Source organism: Cobetia amphilecti, assembly GCF_020217465.1.
Classification (GTDB): Bacteria; Pseudomonadota; Gammaproteobacteria; order Pseudomonadales; family Halomonadaceae; genus Cobetia; species Cobetia amphilecti.
Map to the genome: position 1 here is coordinate 3726787 of NZ_CP084115.1, position 21486 is coordinate 3748272.

The following is a 21486-nucleotide window of genomic DNA, read 5'->3' on the forward strand; positions in this document are numbered from 1 at the left end:
GAAGAAAACGCCGGCCCTGAACGCAAGAACGCCCCCGGAAGAATCCGGAGGCGTCCTGGTCACGCGGGCATGAGCCGATCGCGCTTCACGCGAGAGGCACCGGGATCATGCCGGGGCGCCGTAGCTCATCAGGCGCTGGTAACGACGCTCCAGCAGGGCATCAGTATCCAGGGCGCCAAGACGCTCCAGACCTTCGCCCAGCGCGGCCTTGATGCTGTCGGCAGCGGACTGCGGGTTGCGGTGTGCACCACCCAGCGGCTCCTTGATCAGGTTGTCGACGAAGCCCAGCTCCTTGAGGCGCGAGGCAGTGATGCCCATCGCATCAGCGGCATCGGCGGCACGCTCGGCGCTCTTCCACAGGATGGAGGCGCAACCTTCCGGCGAGATCACCGAGTAGGTGGAGTACTGCAGCATGTTCAGCTCGTCACACACGCCGATGGCCAGTGCGCCGCCGGAACCACCCTCACCGATGACGGTGGAGATGATCGGCGTCTTGAGGCGAGACATCACCGCCAGGTTGTAGGCGATGGCCTCGGACTGACCGCGCTCCTCGGCACCGATGCCCGGATAGGCACCCGGGGTGTCGATGAAGGTCAGGATCGGCATCTTGAAACGCTCGGCCATCTCCATCAGACGGCAGGCCTTGCGGTAGCCTTCCGGACGCGGCATGCCGAAGTTGCGACGCACCTTTTCCTTCACGTCGCGGCCTTTCTGGTGACCGATCACCATCACCGGCTTGTCGTCGAGACGCGCGATACCGCCGACCAGCGCTTCGTCGTCCGCGTAGTGACGGTCGCCGTGCAGCTCATCGAAATCCGTGAACAGATTCTCGAGGTAGTCGAGGGTATACGGGCGCTGCGGGTGACGTGCCAGCTGAGATACCTGCCAGGCGCCGAGGTCCTTGAAGATGGACTCGGTGAGCTTGGTGCTCTTTTCCTGCAGGCGAGCGATCTCGTCAGACAGGTTGACCTGGGAGTCGTTACCGACCAGACGGAGTTCCTCGATCTTGGCCTGCAGCTCGGCGATCGGCTGTTCAAAGTCCAGATAATTGGGATTCATAAGGCGTTTCGTTCGTCGTCTCGGGCAGCCAGGAAAGCGAGTCGGCCGGGTCACTCCCCCTGAGCACACGCTCAGGCGATCTGTGGCTCGCGGCGGTCACAGTCGGCATGGAATTGGGTACGGAAAAGATGGACAGGCATTATCGCACCCTGTTCGACAGGTGCAAACCTTGCCCGCCTGTTAGGCGTGGATTAACTCTGCGCCCACGCCGCTCATCTCGCTGCTACGCCTGCCCCGCCGCTTGGCGAGGCAGGCACCATCCGGTGGGCCAGCACCTCAGTCACGGTACTTGAGGCGCACACCGCGCTGGCCTTCCACCTCACCCAGCTGAATCAACAACTCATCACTGGGCGCAACGCGCCATTGCTCGCCCAGCTCCAGCCAGGCCTCCGCCGCGGCGTTGCGATAACGCAGGCGCATCGGCAGGCCTTCACTGGCCAGGTGTGGCGTCAGCAAGGTGGTCAGCTGCTGGGTGAAGCGACCGCCGATGTCCTCGGCGGCGATACTCATCTCGACCGCCTCACCGAAGCGCGCCCGCGCATCGATGATCGGCGTGACGTCCTTGCCGCGCAGACGCAGGCCACCGGAATAGTCATCCTGGCTGACCTCGCCCTCGACGATCACCACGCTGTCAGGCACCAGCTTGTTGCGCACCTGATCATAGAGCTCACCGAACATCGAGGCCTCGATGCGTCCGGTGCGGTCATCCAGGGTCACGAAGGCCATGGTGTCGCCCCGCTTGGACTTCATGGTGCGCATGGCGATCACCAGCCCGGCGATGCGCTGCGGCTCACGCGACGGCTTGAGGTCACTGATGCGCGCATTGATGAAGCGCTTGAGCTCACCCTCATACTCATCGATGGGATGGCCGGTCAGATAGAGCCCCAGCGTGTCCTTCTCGCCGGTGAGGCGCTCCTTGTCGGTCCACTCGCGCGCCTTGCGATAGCCGGCGTAGACATCGGTTTCCGGCTCGCTGAAGGCATCGCCGAACATGTCGGTGATGCCGACATCGTTGTTGGCGTGATTCTGGGAGGCAGCCTTGAGCGCATCTTCCACCGCCAGCATCAGCACCGCACGCGACGGGCCGATGTTGTCCAGCGCGCCGGAGCGGATCAGCGCCTCCAGGGTGCGCTTGTTGATCTTCTTGGCGTCGATGCGCTTGCAGAAATCGAAGATGTCGCTGAACGGGCCACCCTCGGCGCGCGCGCTGACGATAGCATCGATCGGGCCCTCGCCGACGCCACGGATGGCGCCCAGGCCGTAGACGACGCGCCCTTCCAGGTCGACGGTGAACTTGTAGCCGCCGATGTTCACATCCGGCGGCGTGACCGTCAGACCGATATGACGGCACTCCTCGATCAGCGGCACCACCTTCTCGATGGTCTGCATCTCGGTCGAGATTACCGCGGCCATGAACGGCCCCGGATAGTGCGCCTTCAGCCAGCCTGTCTGATAGGAGACGAGGCCATAGGCCGCCGAGTGCGACTTGTTGAAGCCGTAACCGGCGAACTTCTCCACCAGGTCGAAGATGTTGCCGGCCAGGTCCTTGTCGATGCCCTTGCCCGCACAGCCTTCCATGAAGCCGGCGCGCTGCTTGGCCATCTCTTCCGGCTTCTTCTTGCCCATCGCGCGGCGCAGCATGTCGGCCTGACCCAGCGTATAGCCGGCCAGCACCTGCGCGATCTGCATGACCTGCTCCTGGTACAGGATGATGCCGTAGGTCGGCTCCAGTACCGGCTTGAGCAGCTCATGCTGGTAATCCGGGTGTGGATAAGACACTTCCGAACGACCGTGCTTGCGGTTGATGAAGTCATCCACCATGCCGGACTGCAGCGGGCCGGGACGGAACAGGGCCACCAGGGCGATCATGTCTTCCAAGCAGTCGGGCTTGAGCTTCTTGATCAGCTCCTTCATGCCGCGGGATTCCAGCTGGAAGACAGCCGTCGTCTCCGCCTTCTGCAGCATGTCGAAGGTCTTGGCATCATCCAGCGGGATGTCATCGATATCCAGCGGCGCCAGCCCTTCCCGCTCACGGATCTTGTCGACCATCTCGGTCGCCCAGTCGATGATGGTCAGGGTGCGCAGACCCAGGAAGTCGAACTTGACCAGCCCGGCCTCCTCGACGTCGTTCTTGTCGAACTGGACCACCAGACCGCTGCCATCTTCATCACACAGCAGCGGCGCGAAGTCGGTCAGCTTGGTCGGCGCGATCACCACGCCCCCGGCGTGCTTGCCGGTGCCGCGCGTGGTGCCCTCGAGCTTGAGCGCCATCTCCCAGATTTCCTGGGCTTCCTCGTCGTTGTCGATGAATTCCTTGAGCTGCGGCTCCTGCTCGATGGCCTTCTCGAGCGTGATGCCGACCTCGAAGGGAATCAGCTTGGAGAGCTTGTCACCCAGCGAGTAAGGCTTGCCCTGGGCACGCGCCACGTCACGCACCACGGCCTTGGCGGCCATGGTGCCGAAGGTGACGATCTGCGAGACCGCGTTGCGCCCATAGCGCTCGGCCACGTAATCGATCACGCGGTCACGCTTCTCCATGCAGAAATCGACGTCAAAGTCGGGCATCGAGACACGTTCCGGGTTCAGGAAGCGCTCGAACAGCAGGTCATATTCCAGCGGGTCCAGATCGGTTATCTTCTGGGCGTAGGCCACCAGCGAGCCGGCACCGGAACCACGCCCCGGACCGACCGGCACGCCGTTGTCCTTGCCCCACTGGATGAAGTCCATGACGATCAGGAAGTAACCGGGGAAGCCCATCTGCAGGATGATGTCGAGCTCGAAATCCAGTCGCGTGCGGTAGCGCTGCTCGATCTCGGCCCAGGCCTCGCTGTCACGCGGATGCCGGGCGTGCGGATACAGCTTGTCGAGGCGCTCCGTCAGGCCATCATGCGAGACCTTGCGGAAGAACTGGTCCATCGTCATGCCTTCCGGCACAGGGAACTCGGGCAGGAAGTAGGTGCCCAGCTGCACGGTCACCGAGCAGCGCGCCGCGATCAGCACACTGTTCTCGAGCGCTTCGGGAATGTCGGAGAACAGCTCGCTCATCTCCTCGGCGCTCTTCAGGTACTGCTCATCGCTGTAGCGGGTCTCGCGCCGCGGGTCATCCAGCGCCTTGCCTTCGCCGATGGAGACGCGCGTCTCGTGGGCCCAGTAGTCCTCGCGCTTGAGGAAGCGCACATCATTGGTGGCGACCACCGGCGTATCGGTGGCCTCGGCCAGCGCTACCGACAGGTGCAAGCACTCTTCCTCGTACTGACGCTGAGTGCGGGTCAGCTCCAGATAGAAGCGATCCCCGAACACCGCCTTCCACTCACCGAGCAGTGCCCGGGCGCTGTCTTCGTGGTCCGACAGCAGATGACGGCCGATCTCGCCTTCACGGCCACCGGACAGCACGATCAGGCCCTCGGCCTGCTCGAAGATCCACTGTTTCTCGAGGTAGGCGCGGTCCTGCTTCTGGCCATCGGTCCAGCCGCGCGAGATCAGCTCGGTGAGGTTGCGATAGCCGGTGTCGTTCATCGCCAGCAGCGTGAGGCGATACGGGCGCGTGGCATCCTGGGGATTGATCAGCCACATGTCGGCACCGATGATCGGCTTGATGCCGGCAGCGCGCGCATTGGAGTAGAACTTGACCAGCCCGAACAGGTTGGCCTCGTCAGTCACCGCGACAGCCGGCTGGCCCGCCGCGGCGGTCGCCTTGATCAGCGGCTTGACGCCGGGCAGACCATCGACGAGGGAGAACTCGGTGTGAACGCGCAGGTGAACAAAGGGCGTGGTCATGGAATCGGCTCGTGAAGTCGGCGTGACGGTGAAGGATTCGGTTGCGGCGGGTGCTGTCGTCGCTGCGGGTGCCGGCGGCGGCTGCGAGGCTGAAGGCTCGGGCTTCAAGGATAGCCTGTCAGCGCCATCGTCTGAAGGCATAGCATCTGAAGGCGCAGCATCCGCCCGGGCAGGCTCGACTGACGGGGATGCCGTGGTCTCACTGGCATCAGTCAGACCACGGCTGGCGGCTTTTTTGCCGTGGGCTGCTGGCTCGGCTCGCTTGCCTCGCTCAACGTCACGCTCGGCTCTGGCGTCGCTGCCTGCGGGGCCGGAAGCGCAATCAGCGCGTCCGGCGGCACGGCCTGTGGCACGTGCCCCGACATGAACAGTCGCTTGACCGGCCCGAAGCTCTTGCGATGCAAGGTGAGGATGCCATGTTCCTCGATGGCGGCCTGATGCTCGCGGGTCGGGTAGCCCTTGTGACGCGCGAAGCCATAGGCGGGGAAGTGTGAATCCAGCGCCGCCATCTGGGCATCACGATGCACCTTGGCCAGAATCGAAGCCGCGCCGATGGCAGCGTGGCGCAGGTCGCCCTTCACCACCGCCATGCCGGGGATGTCGTGTCCCGGCAGGCGATTGCCATCCACCAGCAGGTATTCCGGGCGCACGCCCAGTGCATCGATGGCGCGCCGCATGGCCAGGTGCGTGGCCTGATAGATGTTCAGCTCATCGATCTCGTCGCTGGTGGCCTCGGCGATCGCCCACGCCCAGGCACGGGCCCGAATCTGCTCGTAGAGGGCCAGACGCTTCTTCTCGCTGAGCTTCTTGGAGTCCGTGATGCCCTCGATGGGGTCATTCGGGTCCAGAATCACCGCTGCCGCCACCACCGGGCCGACCAGCGGCCCACGCCCGACCTCATCGATACCGGCCAGCAACTGCCCCTGATAGGGAATCACCAGCGGCGGAAAATCATCGGCGGGTTTACGCTTGCGCGCAGAAGGCGTGGTGACGTGGCTGTCGGCAGAGTCGGTCATGATATCTCGAGGCGTAAGACAACAGGCAGAGCGCCAATGCGATCTGCCTGTCGAGGTGATTCAATCAAGGGTAGCGCAATGTCTGGCGGCGACACGCGGGATCAGCGTCCGGCCAGTTCACCGATGGCGATGGCGGCCGCGGCGCTGGCATCACAGGTCAGTTCACGATGCATGGCGGTGAAACGCTCACGCAGTTCTCGTTGGCGGGCGACGTCACCGGCGGCACGCGACAGCAATGGCGCAAGGCTTTCCTCGATGGACTCCGGCGTGGCGGCGTCCTGGATCAGCTCCGGCACCAGCGTCTCGCGGGCGATCAGATTGGGCAGGGAAATCCACTCGGTCTTGACCATATGCCGCGCGATGCGATGCGTCATCGGCGCCATGCGATAGGCCACCACCATCGGACGATGACAGAGCAGGCATTCGAGCGCCGCCGTGCCGGATGCCAGCAGCACGGCATCGGCGGCGGTCATCGCTTCACGCGATTGGCCATCCACCAGATGGATGCGGCTGCGATCCAGCCCTGCGCGCTCCGCCATCAGGGACTCGAGCTCGGTGCGCCGCAGCGGCGTGGCCGCCGGGATCACCACCTCAAGGCCGGGATAACGCTGACAGAGACGCTCGATGGCGGCCAGGAAGGTCTCGCCGAGAAAGCGGATCTCGTTGGCGCGGGAGCCCGGCAACACCGCCAGCAGCTGCACTTCCGGGTCGATCCCCAACTGTCCACGGGCAGCAGCGCGATCATCCTCGAGCGGCAACTCATCGGCCAGCGGATGACCGACGAAGGTCACCGGCACCTGATGCTCACGATAGAAGGCGGCCTCGAAGGGCAGGAAGGTCAGCATGCGATCGACGGCGCGCCGAATGGTCTTCACGCGCCCCTGACGCCAGGCCCACACGGAGGGGCTGACGTAGTGCGCGGTGGTGATGCCCTGCTTGCGCAGGCGCAGCTCGAGCCCCAGATTGAAGTCCGGGGCATCGATGCCGATCATCACGTCGGGTTGCCACTCAAGGGCGTCGCGCAACAGATGGCGACGCACCTTGATCAGCGCCGGCAGATGCTTGAGCACCTCGACCAGCCCCATCACCGACAGCGTTTCCAGCGGATAGAGGCTGTCGAAGCCCTCGGCCTGCATGCGCGGGCCGCCGATGCCACGGAACTCGACATCGGGATAGCGCGCCTTGAGCGCGTGCATCAGGCTGGCACCGAGGATGTCACCGGAGAGCTCACCGGCTACCAGGTAGATGCGCATGCTCAGCGAGTCAGACCGCGAGTGGACGCCTTGAGCGAGGCGATGAAGACATCGCGCTCGGCCAGCGGCGGCTCGGCTTCCAGCTGCTCGAGGGCCTGGGCCAGCGTCAGACCCTGACGGAAGACCGTCTTGTAGGCCGTGTTCAGCGCGGAGATGGTCTCGCGGCTGAAACCACGACGCTTGAGGCCGACGCTGTTGAGGCCATGCGCTTCCGCCGGATGGCCATTGACCATCACGAAGGCCGCGATGTCCTTGGTGATGATGGAGCCACCACCCGCCATGGCATGTTCGCCGATATGGCAGAACTGATGCACCGCCGACAGGCCACCCAGAATGACGTGGTTGCCGAGATGGACATGGCCACCCAGCGTCGCCTGATTGGCCATGATGCAGTCGTCACCGATGATGCAGTCATGGCCGACATGCGAGTAGGCCATGAACAGGTTGCGACTGCCGATACGCGTGAGACTGGCATCCTGGACGGTGCCGCGATGCAGGGTCACGCCCTCGCGGATGACGTTGTCATCCCCGATTTCCAGACGCGTCGGCTCACCGGCGTACTTCTTGTCCTGACAGTCCTCGCCCACTGACGCGAACTGGAAGATACGGTTGCGCTCACCGATGACGGTGGTGCCCTTGATGACGACATGCGGCCCCACCACCGTGCCAGCGCCGATCTCGACATCAGCCCCGATCACGCAGAACGGGCCGACCTCGACATCATCGGCCAGGCGGGCGCCGGGATCGACAATGGCAGTAGGATGTATCAAGCGACCTTCCTCTCGGCACAGATGATTTCGGCCTCGCAGACCAGATCGCCGTCGACCTTGGCCTGACAGGCGAATTTCCAGATGCCACGCTTCTCGCGCAGCACGCGGGCGCTGATCTCGAGCTGGTCACCCGGCATCACCGGGCGCTTGAAGCGCACATTGTCGCTTCCGACGAGATAATAGATGTAGCCATCGGCGGGACGTTTGTCGACGGTCTTGAAGCCGAGAATACCCGCCGCCTGAGCCATGGCTTCCACGATCAGAACGCCCGGCATGATCGGGTGCTCCGGGAAGTGACCATTGAAGAACGGCTCATTGATGCTGACGTTCTTGCGCGCGACGATGAACTCGCCAAGGGTCAGGTCCATGACACGATCGATCAGCAGGAAAGGATAGCGGTGCGGGAGATACTCACGGATCTCGTTGACGTCCATAACCATTGGCTTGCAACCTCTGAAATAACGAAATGCCTGCCGCTCGCGGGCAGGCATGTAATGACGGTCCGGACCGCCGTTCGGGCAATGGCGCGCATTATAGCGTCCTTGCGCGTGGCTGGCAGCCGCTCATTGCCCGACAGTGCGCCAAGCAGGTGCGAGACTCTGCTCTGGACAGGTACTACCCGGGCTTGCAGTACTACTTGTCCTTCAAACTCTTCTCGACCTGATTCAAGCGTCGCGCCAACTGATCCAACTGCTTGAAACGTACGGCATTTCTGCGCCACAGGCCGTTGTCCATCGCGCCAGTGCCGGAGGAATAGACGCCCGGCTTGGTGATGGAGTTGGTCACCAGACTCATGCCGGTCACCTGCACGCCATCGGCGATCTCCAGGTGGCCCGCCAGACCCACACCGCCGCCCATCAGACAGTAGCGACCGACCTTGGTGGAGCCGGCGATGCCGACACAGCCCGCCAGCGCCGAGTGGTCACCGATCTGCACGTTGTGCGCGATCTGGACCTGGGAGTCGATCTTGACGTCATTGCCGATGATGGTGTCGCCGAGCGCGCCACGATCGATGCTGGTGCAGCTGCCGACTTCGACATCATCGCCGATCAGCACGCCGCCGAGCTGGGCGATCTTGTGCCAGCCCTTGCCATCGTGGGCAAAGCCGAAGCCATCGGCGCCGATCACGCAGCTGCTGTGGAGTACCGCACGCGCCCCGATCACCACGCCATGATAGAGCGTGACATTGGGGTGCAGCAGACAGCCCTCGCCCAGCATGCTGTCAGCCCCGATCACGCAACCCGCGTGAATGCGCGTGTTGTCGCCGATGCTGACGCCCGGGCCGATAACGACCTGCGGGCCGACCTCGACATTGGCCCCCAGGGTTGCGGTCTCGTCGATGACGGCACTGGCGTGCACGCTCGCCTGAGGCTCGACCGCCAGCGGATCGAACAGACGCGACAGCTCAGCGTAGGCCAGATACGGATTGTCCAGCACGAGGGCATTGCCCTTGCACTCTTCAAGATGGCTTTCATGCAGCAGCACGGCAGTCGCGGCGGTTTCCCCGAGATACTTGAGGTAGGCGCGATTGGCGAGGAAGGCGATATCGCCGGGCTCAGCATCGACCAGCGTCGACAGGCCGGTGACCCGGACAGCCGGGTCACCGACGAGACGAGCGCCCAGCCGCTGAGCCAGATCCTCGAGAGTGTAAGAGAATTGTCGCTTTTTCATTCTGTCTCTGGGCGCTGAGCGCCTCTGGCTCGCATTCGCGTTGGCATGCTCGGATGCAACACATCCCGCACGCTTGCGCGCGCGGGATGCACTCAGTTGAGCGAGTTGAACACCTGAGTCACTTCATTGGTCAGGTCCATACCGTCCTTGCTGTAGACCGTCGCATTGCGGTCGACCAGCAGCTCGATGCCATGCTTGTCGACGACCTGCTGGATGGCCTTGTCGAGCTTCGGCTTGGACTGCTTGAGGAAGGTCTGCTCCGCCTGTTGCTGCTGCTGCTGGACCTGGCCACGCAGCTGCTGGAACTGGCCGCCCTTCTGGCGCAGCTGCTGCTGCACGGACTGACGCTCGGAATCGGACATCACGGCGCCGTCCTTCTGCAGCTTGGCCTGCAGGGATTCCAGTTCCTTGGCGAGTGCCTTGGCCTGGTCCTGCTTGCCGGCCAGCTGATTCTTGAGCTGGTTCATGGAAATCTTGGCCGAGTCGGAACTCAACAGCGCCTGGCGCCAGTCGAGGACCGCGACTTCGGTGGCCTGTGCCAGCATCGGAGTCGCCATGGCGGCAAGGCCACCAGCCAGACACAGGGCGCGGGTCAATTTACGCATCACACAAACTCCTTGTAGGCCTGTTGTTCAGTCACTGATGACTCAGCGACCGACGGTGCGAGGACCGGCGACGGAACAGGGACAGCGCCGCCGGTGGTCGTGACGAAGGCCGCACCGGCTCAAGCGGGTGCGGCCTCGTACGGCCTTAGAAGGTCTGGCCCAGCGAGAACTGGAAGATCTCGGTGTCATCATCGTCATCGTCACCGATCGGCTGGGCGACACTGAAGGTCAGCGGGCCCACCGGCGTGATCCACGACAGGCCGATACCGGCACTGTAATTCAGCTCGCCCAGGTCGACACCGCTTTCACAGCTGCTGGTGTCACTGGAGCTCACGTCGTAGCACGACGTCAGATAGGTGTTACCGGCATCGACGAAGAACGACGGCTGCACAGAGCGCTTGTCCTTGATGAAGGGCATCGGGAAGATCAGGTCCACCCCACCTTCGATCAGGATGTTGCCGCCGATGGTATCGTCGTCACCATCGTTCTGTTCGGTGGTGGCCTGCCCCAGGGTATTGGAGCTGTAGCCACGCACGCTGCCCAGACCGCCGGCATAGAAGTTCTTGAAGAACGGATAGGTATCGCCGGAGAACGAGTTGGCATAGCCCAGCTCGGTACGGAACTTGAGTGACCAGTCCTGACTCAGCTCGAAGAACTTGGACCCCTTGTAGCGGAGCTTGTAGTAATCCGCATCGGAGCCCGGCACCGCCACTTCCAACGACAGCAGCTGAGAGCTGCCCGCCGTGGGCAGGATGCCACGGTTGAGGTTGTTGCGAGACCAGCTGGCCGTCAGCTTGTAGAGATTGAAGTCTTCGCCTTCATCCTCGATGAACTGGGTGACCTCCGCCGGGCTGTCGTCGAAGTCCTTGACGCGCACGAACTCGTAACCGCCGCCGAAGTTCAGACGTGACAGCTCGTTGATCGGGTAACCGAAGTTGATCCCGCCACCGAAGCTGTCGGTCGCGTAGCTGGCGACGTCGTCATCATCGTCGTAGTCCACCTTGCGGTAGAACATGTTGTAGCCGCGCGAGATGCCATCCAGCGTCCAGTACGGGTCGGTATAGCCGAAGCTGACGTTGGTGTAGTCATCCGATTTCTGGGCGTTGATGTTGACTTCGTTACCGGTACCCAGGAAGTTCTTCTGCGACAGGCCCACCCCGTAGATGACACCGTCACCCTGGGAGAAACCGACCGACGCCGAGATCGAGCCTGACGGCTGCTCCTCGACGTTGTAGTTGACGTCCAGCTGGTCCGGCTCGCCGGCGACAGGACGCGTGTCGACATCGACCTGCTTGAAGAAGCCGAGGCGCTCAAGCTTCTGCTTGGACTGCTTGATCTTGTCGGTGGAGGCCGGTGCACCTTCCAGCTGGGTCATCTCACGACGCAGCACTTCGTCTGCAGTGGTGGTGTTGCCCTTGAAGTTGATGCGACGCACGTAGGCCCGCTTGCCGGGGTCGACCGCGAAGGTCAGATCGACGGTGTCGCTCTCTTCGTTGACCTCCGGCACCGCGTTGACCTTGGCGAAGGCGAAGCCGTCGGCACCCAGTGCCTGGCGCAGCGCCTCGCTGGAAGCAGTCACATCACGCTGGGAATAGAGGGCATCCGGGGCGAGCTTGACCAGATCGCGGGCGCGCTCTTCCTTCATCTTCAGGTCACCGGCAAAGCCGATATTGCCGATCTTGTACGGCTTGCCTTCATCGACGTTGATGGTGACGAAGATCTCGGACTTGTCCGGCGAGATGGACACCTGGGTAGAGCGCACCTGGAAGTTGACGTAACCACGATCGAGATACCAGGACTTGAGGGTCTCGATATCGCCGGTCAGCTTCTCCCGCGAGTATTCATCATCGGAGAACCAGCCGAAGAACCAGCTCGGCTTGTCTTCCAGCTCCAGCTGTTCGCGCAGGGTCTCGTCATCGAAGGCATCGTTGCCGACGATGTTGATCTGATGAATCTTGGCGATCGCGCCTTCCTTGACGTCGATGTTGACCTGTACGCGGTTGCGCTCGAGTTCCTCGACGGAGGTCTCGATACGCGCGCTGTAGCGGCCCTGAGCCTGGTAGACACGCTCGAGCTCACGCTGCATCTCTTCCAGCGTGGAGCGCTGCAGAACCTGACCCTCGGCCAGCCCTGCTTCCTTGAGGCCCTTGCGCAGGTCTTCGTCGGGAATCTGCGAGTTGCCGTCAATCTCGATCTTGGAGATCGTCGGACGCTCGACCACATCGATGATCAGGACATCGCCATCACGCTTGAGGCGGATGTCGTCGAACAGGCCCGTATCGAACAGCTGACGCGCAGCCGAGGACAGGTCCTCTTCTTCCACATTCTGATCCGCGGAGACGGGGAAGGCGTTGAAGACGGTGCCCGCAGACACGCGCTGGAGGCCCTCTACCCGGATGTCCGAAATTTTAAAAGATGCGGCCAAGGCGCCCTGACTGGCCCCGAGCAGCGCAGCTGCCAATCCAATGGTCTTGAGTTTCATGCAGTCGCTTCGCTTCTCTGGATTCCGCCCGCTTGGGTGAACAGGCACCTTATACACAACCCCCTGCAACTGACAAGACAGCTACGAGTGAGGATCGGCAATCGGGGCCGAAGTCGTGTGGGCATGATGACGGGAGTTGATCGCATTGACCAGCCCGTGCAATGAATTGACCCCCATGGGCATCGACAGTTCAGATTCGGTTCATCCTGCGGGAGCCATCACGTGCTGATGACTCCCCGAATCCGTCACCAAAGACGCATGAGATCGAAGTAGATGGCCATCAGCATGAGGGAACCGACCAGCGCCATGCCGATCTTCAGCCCCGCATTCTGGACCTCTTGCGAAAGTGGTTTGCCGCGCACGGCTTCCACCAGATAGAACAGCAGGTGACCGCCATCCAGCACCGGAATCGGCAGCAGGTTGAGGACACCCAGGCTGATGGAGAGATAGGCCATGAAGCCGAGGAAGGCCTCGAGGCCGGAGCGCGCCGTGTCGCCGGCGATACGCGCGATGGTGATCGGGCCAGACAGATTGGACGGTGCGATCAGACCGACCAGCATCTTGCGGATCGAATCCAGCGTCAGCACCGTCATCTCGCCGGTCTTGCCGACGGCCTGCCCGACGGCCGCCAGCGGCCCGAAGCTGAGCTCGCGCTGATACTGCTCGGGCCAGCTGACGTTCTCGACGCCGGCACCGACCTGCCCCACCACACGCCCGTCATCGAGCGAATTGCTGGCAGGTGTCAGTGACAGTGTCTCTTCCTTACCATCACGTGCCACCAGTACCGACAGCGTCTCACCCGGCGCACCGCGCACACGCTCGACGAAATCGATCCAGTCGACCACCAGGGTGCCATCGATGCTGACGATGCGGTCACCGGCCTGCAGGCCTGCCGCCTGGGCGGCACCACCGTCCAGCACCCGCCCCAGCACCGCCGGCAACTGAGGACGCCAGGCCGTGATGCCCAGCGTCACCAGCGGACGCGGCGGGTCCTGATCGACCAGGAAGCGTGTCACGTCGAGGGACTGCTCACGCGTGGCGCTGGCACCCTCGGCACGTGTGGTGAGCGTCAGGCTGTCATCGCCGATCGCACCGATCAAGCGCAGGTTGACCTCATCCCACGAGGGAGTGGCCTGACCATTGATGGCGACGATCTCGGTCTTCGGCGCAAGGCCGGCGCGGCCAGCCGGCGAGTCCGGCGCCACGGCACCGACCATCGGCACCACCGTGGTGGTACCGGCGACGAACAGCGCCCAGTAGGCGACGATGGCCAGCAGGAAGTTGGCCAGCGGGCCCGCCGAGACGACGGCGATACGCTTCCACACCGACTTGGTATTGAAGGCCAGATGACGCTCGGCCGGATCGACCGGCCCTTCGCGCTCATCCAGCATCTTGACGTAGCCACCCAGCGGGATGGCGGCGACGCCGTACTCGGTGCCGTGGCGATCGGTCCACGACCAGAAGGGTTTGCCGAAGCCGATGGAGAAGCGCAGCACCTTGATGCCGCAACGACGCGCGACCCAGAAATGACCGTACTCATGGATGGTGATCAACACCCCCAACACGACGATCACGGCAAGAATATTCTGGATCACACCCATCACGCGCTCCTGGAGATTGGTGCCCGAGATGGGCAGCCTGCCTTGCAACGCTCACGAAGAAAGTGACAAGACAGTGCAAGATAGGATTTCAGGGCCCGGCGAGGGCCAACTCGGCGGCAGCCAGCTCACGCGCCGCCGCGTCTTCGGCGAGAATCACCTCGAGGCCATCCACCGCCAGTGGCGGACGCGCCTGCATGACGGCCTGCACCACTGCCGGGATTCGATCGAAGGCCAGGCGACCCTCGAGGAAGGCGGCCACTGCCACCTCGTTGGCGGCATTCATCACCGCAGGCCAGGTGCCGCCTGCCGCGATGGCCTCGCGCGCCAGCCGCAGACACGGGAAGCGCGTCTCGTCGGCGGCACGGAAATCGAGGCGCGCGACCTGAAACAGGTCCAGCGGCTCGACGCCGGCATCGATACGCTCCGGCCACGCCAGCGCATAGGCGATCGGCGTACGCATGTCCGGATTGCCCATCTGGGCCAGCACCGAGCCGTCACTGTAGGCCGCCATCGAGTGAATCACGCTCTGGGGATGCACGACCACCTGGATGTCGTCCGGCCCGCAGGCGAACAGCCAGCAGGCCTCGATCAGCTCCAGGCCCTTGTTCATCAGGGTGGCGCTATCGACGGAAATCTTGCGCCCCATCGACCAGTTGGGGTGCGCGCAAGCTTCGTCCGGTGTCACCGTGGCCAGCCGCTCGGCAGGCCATTCGGCATCATCGCGGAACGGGCCGCCGGAGGCGGTCAGCAACAGCTTCTCGACGCCGATCGGCGCCAGACCATCACGATGCTGGGCCGGCAGGCACTGGAAGATGGCATTGTGCTCGGAATCGATCGGCAGCAGGGTCGCCCCGTGCTGCTTCACCGCATCCATGAACAGCTGCCCGGCACACACCAGCGCTTCCTTGTTGGCCAGCAGCACGCGCTTGCCGGCTCGCACCGCCGCCAGTGTCGGCAACAGGCCAGCCGCACCGACGATGGCGGCCATCACGCTATCGACTTCAGGCGCCTCGCTGATGTCGACCAGCGCCTGCTCACCATGGCGTACCTCGATGGGCGTGCCCTGATAGCTCTCGACGCCCTTGAGCGCCTCACTGAGCCACGCAGCCGCCTCGCACGAGGCGATCACCGCCACCTGCGGGCGATGCGTCAGGCACAGCTCCAGCAGCGCCTCGTGACGCGTGGCAGCGCTGAGCGCATGCACCCGATAACGCTCGGGATGGCGCGCGATCACATCCAGGGTGCTGGATCCGATGGAGCCGGTCGCGCCGAGGATGGTGATGCGCTGCAACGCAGGCGCCTCATGAGGAGTCTCGTGGTTCACGCTCACGTTCACATTCGTGCTCACGCACCACCTCCCAGCACCCACGGCAACAACAGGGCAAACAGCGGCACCGCCGCGGTCAGGCTGTCGATGCGGTCCATCACGCCACCATGACCGGGCAGCAGATGGCTTGAGTCCTTCATCTGACGCTGGCGCTTGAACATGCTCTCGAGCAGGTCACCCAGCACCGAGACGGCGGTCACGCCCAGCGTGACCAGCAGCAGCGGCAGCCAGTCGGCCAGCCCCGCCAGCGCATAGCCGGTCGCCAGCAGGCCGGTGGCCACCAGACCACCATAGACGCCCTCCCAGGACTTGCCCGGGCTGACGCGCGGCGCCAGCTTGCGCTTGCCGAAGCGCTTGCCGGAGAAGTAGGCACCGATATCCGCCGCCCACACCATCAGCAGCACATACAGCAGCCACTCGCCGCCACTGGCCTTGAGCTGCACGAAGCCGAACCAGGTCGGCAGCAGTGCCAGCACGCCGACGCCCAGCCGCACGCCGGTCGCCTGCCATTCCTGACTGGCGGCCGGATAGCGCATCACCCAACGCAGATTGACCAGCCATGCCAGTGCGGCCAGATACAGCGGCCAACGCGCAAGAGCGCCATCGAACTGCCAGACCAGCAGCATCAGCACGCTGAGCACCAGCGGGAACAGCAGGCGCGCCATGCCGGCACGCACGCCAGACAGGTTGGACCACTCCCAGGCGGCCAACGCGACGACAGCGCCGGTGAAGGTGGCAAAGGCAGCACCGTCGAGGCCGAACAGCCCCCACAGCGCCAGCGGCGCGAGAATGAGCGCGGTGATGATTCGTTGTCTGAGCACTAGAGCCCCTCGGCGTCGAGTTGTTCGCTGGTCATGCCATAACGACGCTGACGCAGGGCGTAGGCGCTGAGCGCTTCATCGAAGGCGGCCGCATCGAAATCAGGCCACAGCACGGGCGAGAAATAGAACTCGGCATAGGCCAGCTGCCAGATCAGGAAGTTGGAGATGCGCTGCTCACCGCTGGTGCGGATACACAGATCCACCTCCGGCAGTTCGCTCAGGCACACTTCCGCCCCGAGACGTGACTCGTCGATGTCCGCGGCCTTGAGCTCGCCGCGCTCGACCTGCTCCGCCAGACGGCGGGCGGCCTCGGCGATATCCCAACGGCCGCCATAATTGGCGCAGATCACCACGTGCATGCCGCGATTGCCGCGCGTCATGTCTTCGGCGCTCTGGATATGCTTTTGAATCGAATTGGAAAAACGACTGCGCTCGCCGATGACCGAGAGTCGGATATCGTGGCGATGAAGCTTCTTGACCTCGCGCTTGAGCGCCAGCAGAAACAGCTCCATCAGCGCACTGACTTCATTGGCCGGGCGCTTCCAGTTCTCACTGGAGAAGGCAAACAGGGTCAGCACTTCCACGCCCTGCTCGGCAGCGCGACGGATGGTACTGCGGACGGTTTCGGCACCGGCGCGATGGCCGCGTATGCCAGCCCAGCCGCGGGACTTCGCCCAGCGGTTGTTGCCGTCCATGATGATCGCCACATGGCGTGGCGTGGAGGGGGAATTCGGTGACGTCATGGGGTCTCGCTACGAGCACCGGATGCCGCCGGCAAACGCCGGCGGCAGACCCGATCAGACCTGCATCAGGTCGGTTTCCTTGTGCTCCAGAGCACTGTCGACTTCCGCCACATACTTGTCGGTCAGCTTCTGGATCTCGTCTTCTCCGCGACGTGCATCGTCTTCGGAGATGTCCTTGTCCTTGAGCAGGCTCTTGATGTCGCCATTGGCGTCACGACGCACATTGCGGAGCGCCACGCGGGCGTTTTCCGCTTCTGCACGCGCCTGCTTGGTGTAACCGCGACGCGTCTCTTCCGTCAGCATCGGCATCGGGACGCGAATCACGTCACCGGCGGTGGACGGGTTGAGACCCAGGTCAGAAGTCATGATGGCCTTCTCGACCTTCGGCACCATGGGCTTTTCCCACGGCACGACAGTCAGGGTGCGCGCATCTTCGGTGGTGATGTTGGCCACCTGATTCAGCGGTACCTGGCTACCATAGTAATCGACCGTCACGGCATCCAGGATGCTGGGATGCGCACGACCCGTACGGATCTTGCCGAAGGCGGCACCGAGGGACTCGATGGTCTTCTTCATGCGTGATTCGGCGTCTTTCTTGATGTCGTTGATCACAGTCTTACCCTCTATCAATCAGCGTGCCTTCCTTGCCACCCACCACCAGGTTGAGCAGCGCGCCTGCCTTGTTCATGTTGAACACCCGCACCGGCATGTCATGGTCACGTACCAGGCAGATGGCGGTCAAATCCATCACGCCAAGCTTCTGGTCCAGCGCATCATCGTAGCTGAGGCTGTCGTACTTCACGGCATCCGGGAACTTGACCGGGTCCTTGTCGTAGACACCATCCACCTTGGTTGCCTTGATGACGGCATCCGCGTCGATCTCGATACCGCGCAGACAGGCAGCGGAATCGGTGGTGAAGAACGGGTTGCCGGTACCGGCGGAGAAGATGACCACATCGCCAGACGTCAGATAACGGATGGCGGTACGGCGATCATAATGTTCTACCACGCCACTCATCGGGATGGCAGACATCACGCGTGAACGGATGTTGGAGCGCTCCAGCGCATCACGCAGCGCCAGACCATTCATCACGGTCGCCAGCATGCCCATATGGTCACCGGTCACACGCTCCATGCCGACTTCCTGCAGGGCTGCGCCACGGAACAGGTTGCCGCCACCGATGACGATGCCGACCTGGACGCCGATGCCCACCAGCTGACCGATTTCCAGCGCCATGCGATCCAGCACCTTGGGGTCGATGCCGAAATCGCCATCGCCCATCAGGGCCTCACCGGAAAGCTTGAGCAGTATGCGCTTGTACTTGGCATTGCGTTCAGCGGAAATGGTGGCCATGCGAATCTCTCCTGATACTGACATACGGGGAACGGGGCGGCCCGAAGGCGGGGGCCAGATACACGATGGCGTGCGACTATGCGCACGCCATCATGAGAAGCGAAAACAGTCAGCCCTTACGCGCGGCTGGCCTGCTCACGGACTTCAGCTGCGAAGTCGACTTCTTCCTTCTCGATACCTTCACCGACTTCCATGCGTACGAAGGATACCACTTCACCACCGGCTGCCTTGACGAACTCGGCGACGGTCTGGTTCGGATCCTTGACGAACGGCTGTTCGGTCAGGCTGTTCTCAGCCAGGTACTTCTTCAGACGACCCTGGGACATCTTCTCGGCGATTTCCGCCGGCTTGCCTGCCATGTCCGGCTGAGCAAGGATGATGGCCTTTTCAGCGTCCATCTGTTCCTGCGGCATGTCGGACGGACGTGCACAGACCGGGTTGACGGCTGCGACGTGCATGGAGACGTCCTTGGCTGCTTCACCAGTACCGCCGTTCAGCAGGGTCAGCGCAGCGATGCGGCCGCCGTGGACGTAGCCACCGACGACGCCGCCAGCCGGCGCTTCGACCAGCTCGGCACGACGAACGGAGATGTTCTCACCGATCTTCTGAACCAGCTGACCACGGGTGTCTTCCAGCTCGCCTTCCATCAGGGAAGCGATGTCGGTGTTCTTGGTAGCGAACACACGATCGGCGATTAGCTGGGTGAAGGCCTTGAAATTGTCATCACGAGCGACGAAGTCGGTCTCGGAGTTGATTTCGACCATCACGCCGTAGCTGGCGTCGTCGGCGACCTTGATGACGATGGCGCCTTCAGCGGCCACGCGGCCAGCTTTCTTGGCGGCCTTCAGGCCGGAGTTCTTGCGCAGGTTCTCGATCGCCAGCTCGATGTCGCCACCGGCTTCGGTAAGAGCCTTCTTGCATTCCATCATGCCGAGCGCAGTACGCTCACGCAGTTCCTTGACCATAGATGCGCTGATAGCTGCCATGGGATGAAACCTCTGTCGTGTCGACGTCTTTGAATACGGGAATTCGGTCACGACCGCTGAACGGTCGCAAATAAGGGGGCCGTGGCCCCCTCATTGCCTGACCTGACTGCCACCTGGCTAGGCCATGCCGCACTTAGTGTAGCGCAGCGTTTGTGACAGTCAGATCAAGCCGCCAGGATCACTCTGCTGCGTCTTCTTCAGAAGCAGTTTCGACGAACTCACCGGCCAGCTCTTCTTCCTTGTTCTTGCCACAGGCGCCTGCAATTGCCTGGACATAGATCTGGATGGCGCGGATGGAGTCATCGTTACCCGGGATGACGTAGTCCACGCCGTCCGGGTTGGAGTTGGTATCGACGACGCCGATGACCGGGATGCCCAGCTTGTTGGCTTCGTTGATCGCGATGCGCTCGTGGTCAACGTCGATCACGAACATTGCGTCCGGCAGGCCGCCCATGTCCTTGATACCGCCGATGGAGCGCTCGAGCTTGTCCTGCTCACGAGTGGCCATCAGGACTTCTTTCTTGGTCAGCTTCGCGAAGGTACCGTCTTCATGCATCTGCTCGATTTCACGCAGGCGCTTGATGGACTGACGGATGGTCTTGAAGTTGGTCAGCATGCCGCCCAACCAGCGATGGTTGACGTACGGCTGGCCAGCCTTGCGAGCTTCTTCCTTGATGATCTTGCCGGCAGCGCGCTTGGTGCCCACGAACATGATCTTGTTGCCATTGGCAGCCATCTTCTCGACCACTGACACGGCTTCGTTCAGCGCCGGCAGGGTGTGCTCGAGGTTGATGATGTGGATCTTGTTGCGAGCGCCGAAGATGAACTTGGACATCTTCGGGTTCCAGTACTTGGTCTGGTGACCGAAGTGTGCGCCTGCCTTGAGCAGATCGCGCATGTTGACTTGCGCCATGTGAATATCTCCTGGATATCGGGTTGGGCCTCCACGTCCCCCATGGATCCGACCGCTTGCGCGGCACCCGGGACCATGTGACGGAACGTGTGTGGATTGGGGTTATGTACGTCAGTCCTTCAATCTCGCCTCGGCCAGGCGCCCGGAGGTGGCCGATCGAGGAGAATTTGCAGGAAAGCGCGCGGCTTTATACCATAGCTCGACCACGATATGAAGTCGCCACTGCCCGACGCGGCATGCGATGCGTCGCGCCATTCCCCCGTCACGCGCGGCCTGGCGGCGTTTCATCCCTCTTATCTCCTGCCTCGAGTCCTCATGAACATTCCCATCAAGACAGCTGAAGAAATCGACAAGATGCGCGTCGCCGGCCGTCTGGCGGCTGAAGTGCTGGAGCTGCTCGACGAGCATGTCCGTCCCGGCGTCACCACGGGCGAGCTCAACCGCATCGCGCACCACCACATCACCGAAGTTCAGGGCTGCATTCCGGCGCCGCTCAACTACCACGGCTTCCCGAAATCGATCTGCACCTCGATCAATCACGTGGTCTGTCACGGCATCCCCGATGACAACAAGAAGCTCAAGAAAGGCGACATCCTCAACATCGACATCACCGTGATCAAGGACGGCTATCACGGCGACACCTCGAAGATGTACATCGTCGGCGAGCCGAGCATCCAGGCCGAGCGCCTGTGCCGCGTCACCCAGGAATGCCTCTATAAAGGCATCGAGCTGGTACGCCCGGGCGTACGCCTGTCAGAAATCGGTCGTGCGATCCAGAAGCATGCCGAAGCGGCGGGCTACAGTGTCGTGCGTGACTTCTGCGGCCACGGCATCGGCGCCGGCTTCCATGAAGACCCGCAGGTGCTGCACTATGACGGCTACGAAGCCCGTGCCGACGCCGAGCTTCTGGAAGGCATGTGCCTGACCATCGAGCCGATGGTCAATGTCGGTGGCTACAAGGTGAAGGTCCTCAAGGACGACTGGACAGCCGTCACCAAGGACAAGAGCCTCTCGGCCCAGTGGGAGCACACCCTGCTGGTCACCGCCACCGGCGTCGAGGTGCTGACACGTCGCACGGAAGAGGACCTCTCCTTCCTCGAGGGTTGAT

The 21486-nt window shown here is 62.9% G+C and carries 17 protein-coding genes and 1 pseudogene; 1 reads left to right on the forward strand and 17 read right to left on the reverse strand.

The window, feature by feature from the left end; translation table 11 throughout:
- Positions 1-105: 105 nt before the first annotated feature.
- The 17 genes and pseudogenes from accA to rpsB form a co-directional block, all read right to left on the reverse strand.
- Positions 106-1059 carry an acetyl-CoA carboxylase carboxyl transferase subunit alpha gene (accA, locus tag LCW13_RS15510; RefSeq protein ID WP_043333001.1) on the reverse strand — a complete coding sequence of 318 codons (954 nt, stop codon included), beginning with the start codon at positions 1057-1059 and terminating at the stop codon, positions 106-108.
- Positions 1060-1335: 276 nt separating this feature from the next.
- Complete coding sequence (gene dnaE / locus LCW13_RS15515) at positions 1336-4836, reverse strand: DNA polymerase III subunit alpha (protein ID WP_054556522.1); 3501 nt, start codon at positions 4834-4836, stop codon at positions 1336-1338.
- A 371-nt stretch (positions 4837-5207) separates the two neighbouring features.
- Positions 5208-5852 (reverse strand): annotated as a pseudogene (gene rnhB / locus LCW13_RS15520) (ribonuclease HII); the annotation flags it as partial.
- Between the two features lie 101 nt (positions 5853-5953).
- On the reverse strand, positions 5954-7105 hold the full coding sequence (gene lpxB / locus LCW13_RS15525) for a lipid-A-disaccharide synthase (protein WP_225347341.1): 1152 nt from the start codon (positions 7103-7105) through the stop codon (positions 5954-5956).
- A gap of 2 nt (positions 7106-7107) precedes the next feature.
- A complete protein-coding gene (gene lpxA, locus LCW13_RS15530; protein WP_043333008.1) occupies positions 7108-7875 on the reverse strand; it encodes an acyl-ACP--UDP-N-acetylglucosamine O-acyltransferase in 768 nt (255 codons plus the stop codon).
- The gene (gene fabZ, locus LCW13_RS15535; RefSeq protein WP_043333010.1) at positions 7872-8315 is read right to left on the reverse strand and encodes a 3-hydroxyacyl-ACP dehydratase FabZ; all 444 of its coding nucleotides are present in this window, start codon (positions 8313-8315) and stop codon (positions 7872-7874) included. Before fabZ ends, lpxA begins: the two co-directional genes overlap by 4 nt.
- Positions 8316-8508: 193 nt before the next feature.
- Positions 8509-9546, reverse strand: coding sequence for a UDP-3-O-(3-hydroxymyristoyl)glucosamine N-acyltransferase (gene lpxD, locus LCW13_RS15540; protein WP_225347342.1), 1038 nt, complete (start codon positions 9544-9546; stop codon positions 8509-8511).
- Positions 9547-9638: 92 nt separating this feature from the next.
- A complete protein-coding gene (locus LCW13_RS15545) occupies positions 9639-10151 on the reverse strand; it encodes an OmpH family outer membrane protein (RefSeq protein ID WP_043333014.1) in 513 nt (170 codons plus the stop codon).
- A gap of 145 nt (positions 10152-10296) precedes the next feature.
- Positions 10297-12633 carry an outer membrane protein assembly factor BamA gene (gene bamA / locus LCW13_RS15550; protein ID WP_172978726.1) on the reverse strand — a complete coding sequence of 779 codons (2337 nt, stop codon included), beginning with the start codon at positions 12631-12633 and terminating at the stop codon, positions 10297-10299.
- Between the two features lie 245 nt (positions 12634-12878).
- Complete coding sequence (gene rseP, locus LCW13_RS15555) at positions 12879-14234, reverse strand: sigma E protease regulator RseP (protein ID WP_043333016.1); 1356 nt, start codon at positions 14232-14234, stop codon at positions 12879-12881.
- 88 nt (positions 14235-14322) lie between these two features.
- On the reverse strand, positions 14323-15525 hold the full coding sequence (gene ispC, locus LCW13_RS15560) for a 1-deoxy-D-xylulose-5-phosphate reductoisomerase (protein WP_394805779.1): 1203 nt from the start codon (positions 15523-15525) through the stop codon (positions 14323-14325).
- 53 nt (positions 15526-15578) lie between these two features.
- Positions 15579-16382, reverse strand: a complete 804-nt coding sequence (locus tag LCW13_RS15565) for a phosphatidate cytidylyltransferase (protein WP_054556524.1) — start codon at positions 16380-16382, stop codon at positions 15579-15581.
- Complete coding sequence (gene uppS / locus LCW13_RS15570) at positions 16382-17125, reverse strand: polyprenyl diphosphate synthase (RefSeq protein WP_043333020.1); 744 nt, start codon at positions 17123-17125, stop codon at positions 16382-16384. The genes LCW13_RS15565 and uppS overlap by 1 nt, the downstream gene beginning before the upstream one ends.
- A gap of 54 nt (positions 17126-17179) precedes the next feature.
- Entirely contained in the window at positions 17180-17737 is a 558-nt protein-coding gene (gene frr / locus LCW13_RS15575; RefSeq protein ID WP_043333023.1) for a ribosome recycling factor, read from the reverse strand.
- 4 nt (positions 17738-17741) lie between these two features.
- The gene (gene pyrH / locus LCW13_RS15580) at positions 17742-18479 is read right to left on the reverse strand and encodes a UMP kinase (RefSeq protein ID WP_225347344.1); all 738 of its coding nucleotides are present in this window, start codon (positions 18477-18479) and stop codon (positions 17742-17744) included.
- 116 nt (positions 18480-18595) lie between these two features.
- The gene (gene tsf, locus LCW13_RS15585; RefSeq protein WP_043333025.1) at positions 18596-19465 is read right to left on the reverse strand and encodes a translation elongation factor Ts; all 870 of its coding nucleotides are present in this window, start codon (positions 19463-19465) and stop codon (positions 18596-18598) included.
- 178 nt (positions 19466-19643) lie between these two features.
- Positions 19644-20378: a 30S ribosomal protein S2 gene (rpsB, locus tag LCW13_RS15590; RefSeq protein ID WP_043333027.1), complete on the reverse strand. Its 735-nt coding sequence runs from the start codon at positions 20376-20378 to the stop codon at positions 19644-19646.
- A gap of 315 nt (positions 20379-20693) precedes the next feature.
- Here rpsB and map point away from each other — a divergent pair, with 315 nt between their 5' ends.
- Positions 20694-21485: a type I methionyl aminopeptidase gene (map, locus tag LCW13_RS15595; protein ID WP_043333030.1), complete on the forward strand. Its 792-nt coding sequence runs from the start codon at positions 20694-20696 to the stop codon at positions 21483-21485.
- Position 21486 lies beyond the last annotated feature (1 nt).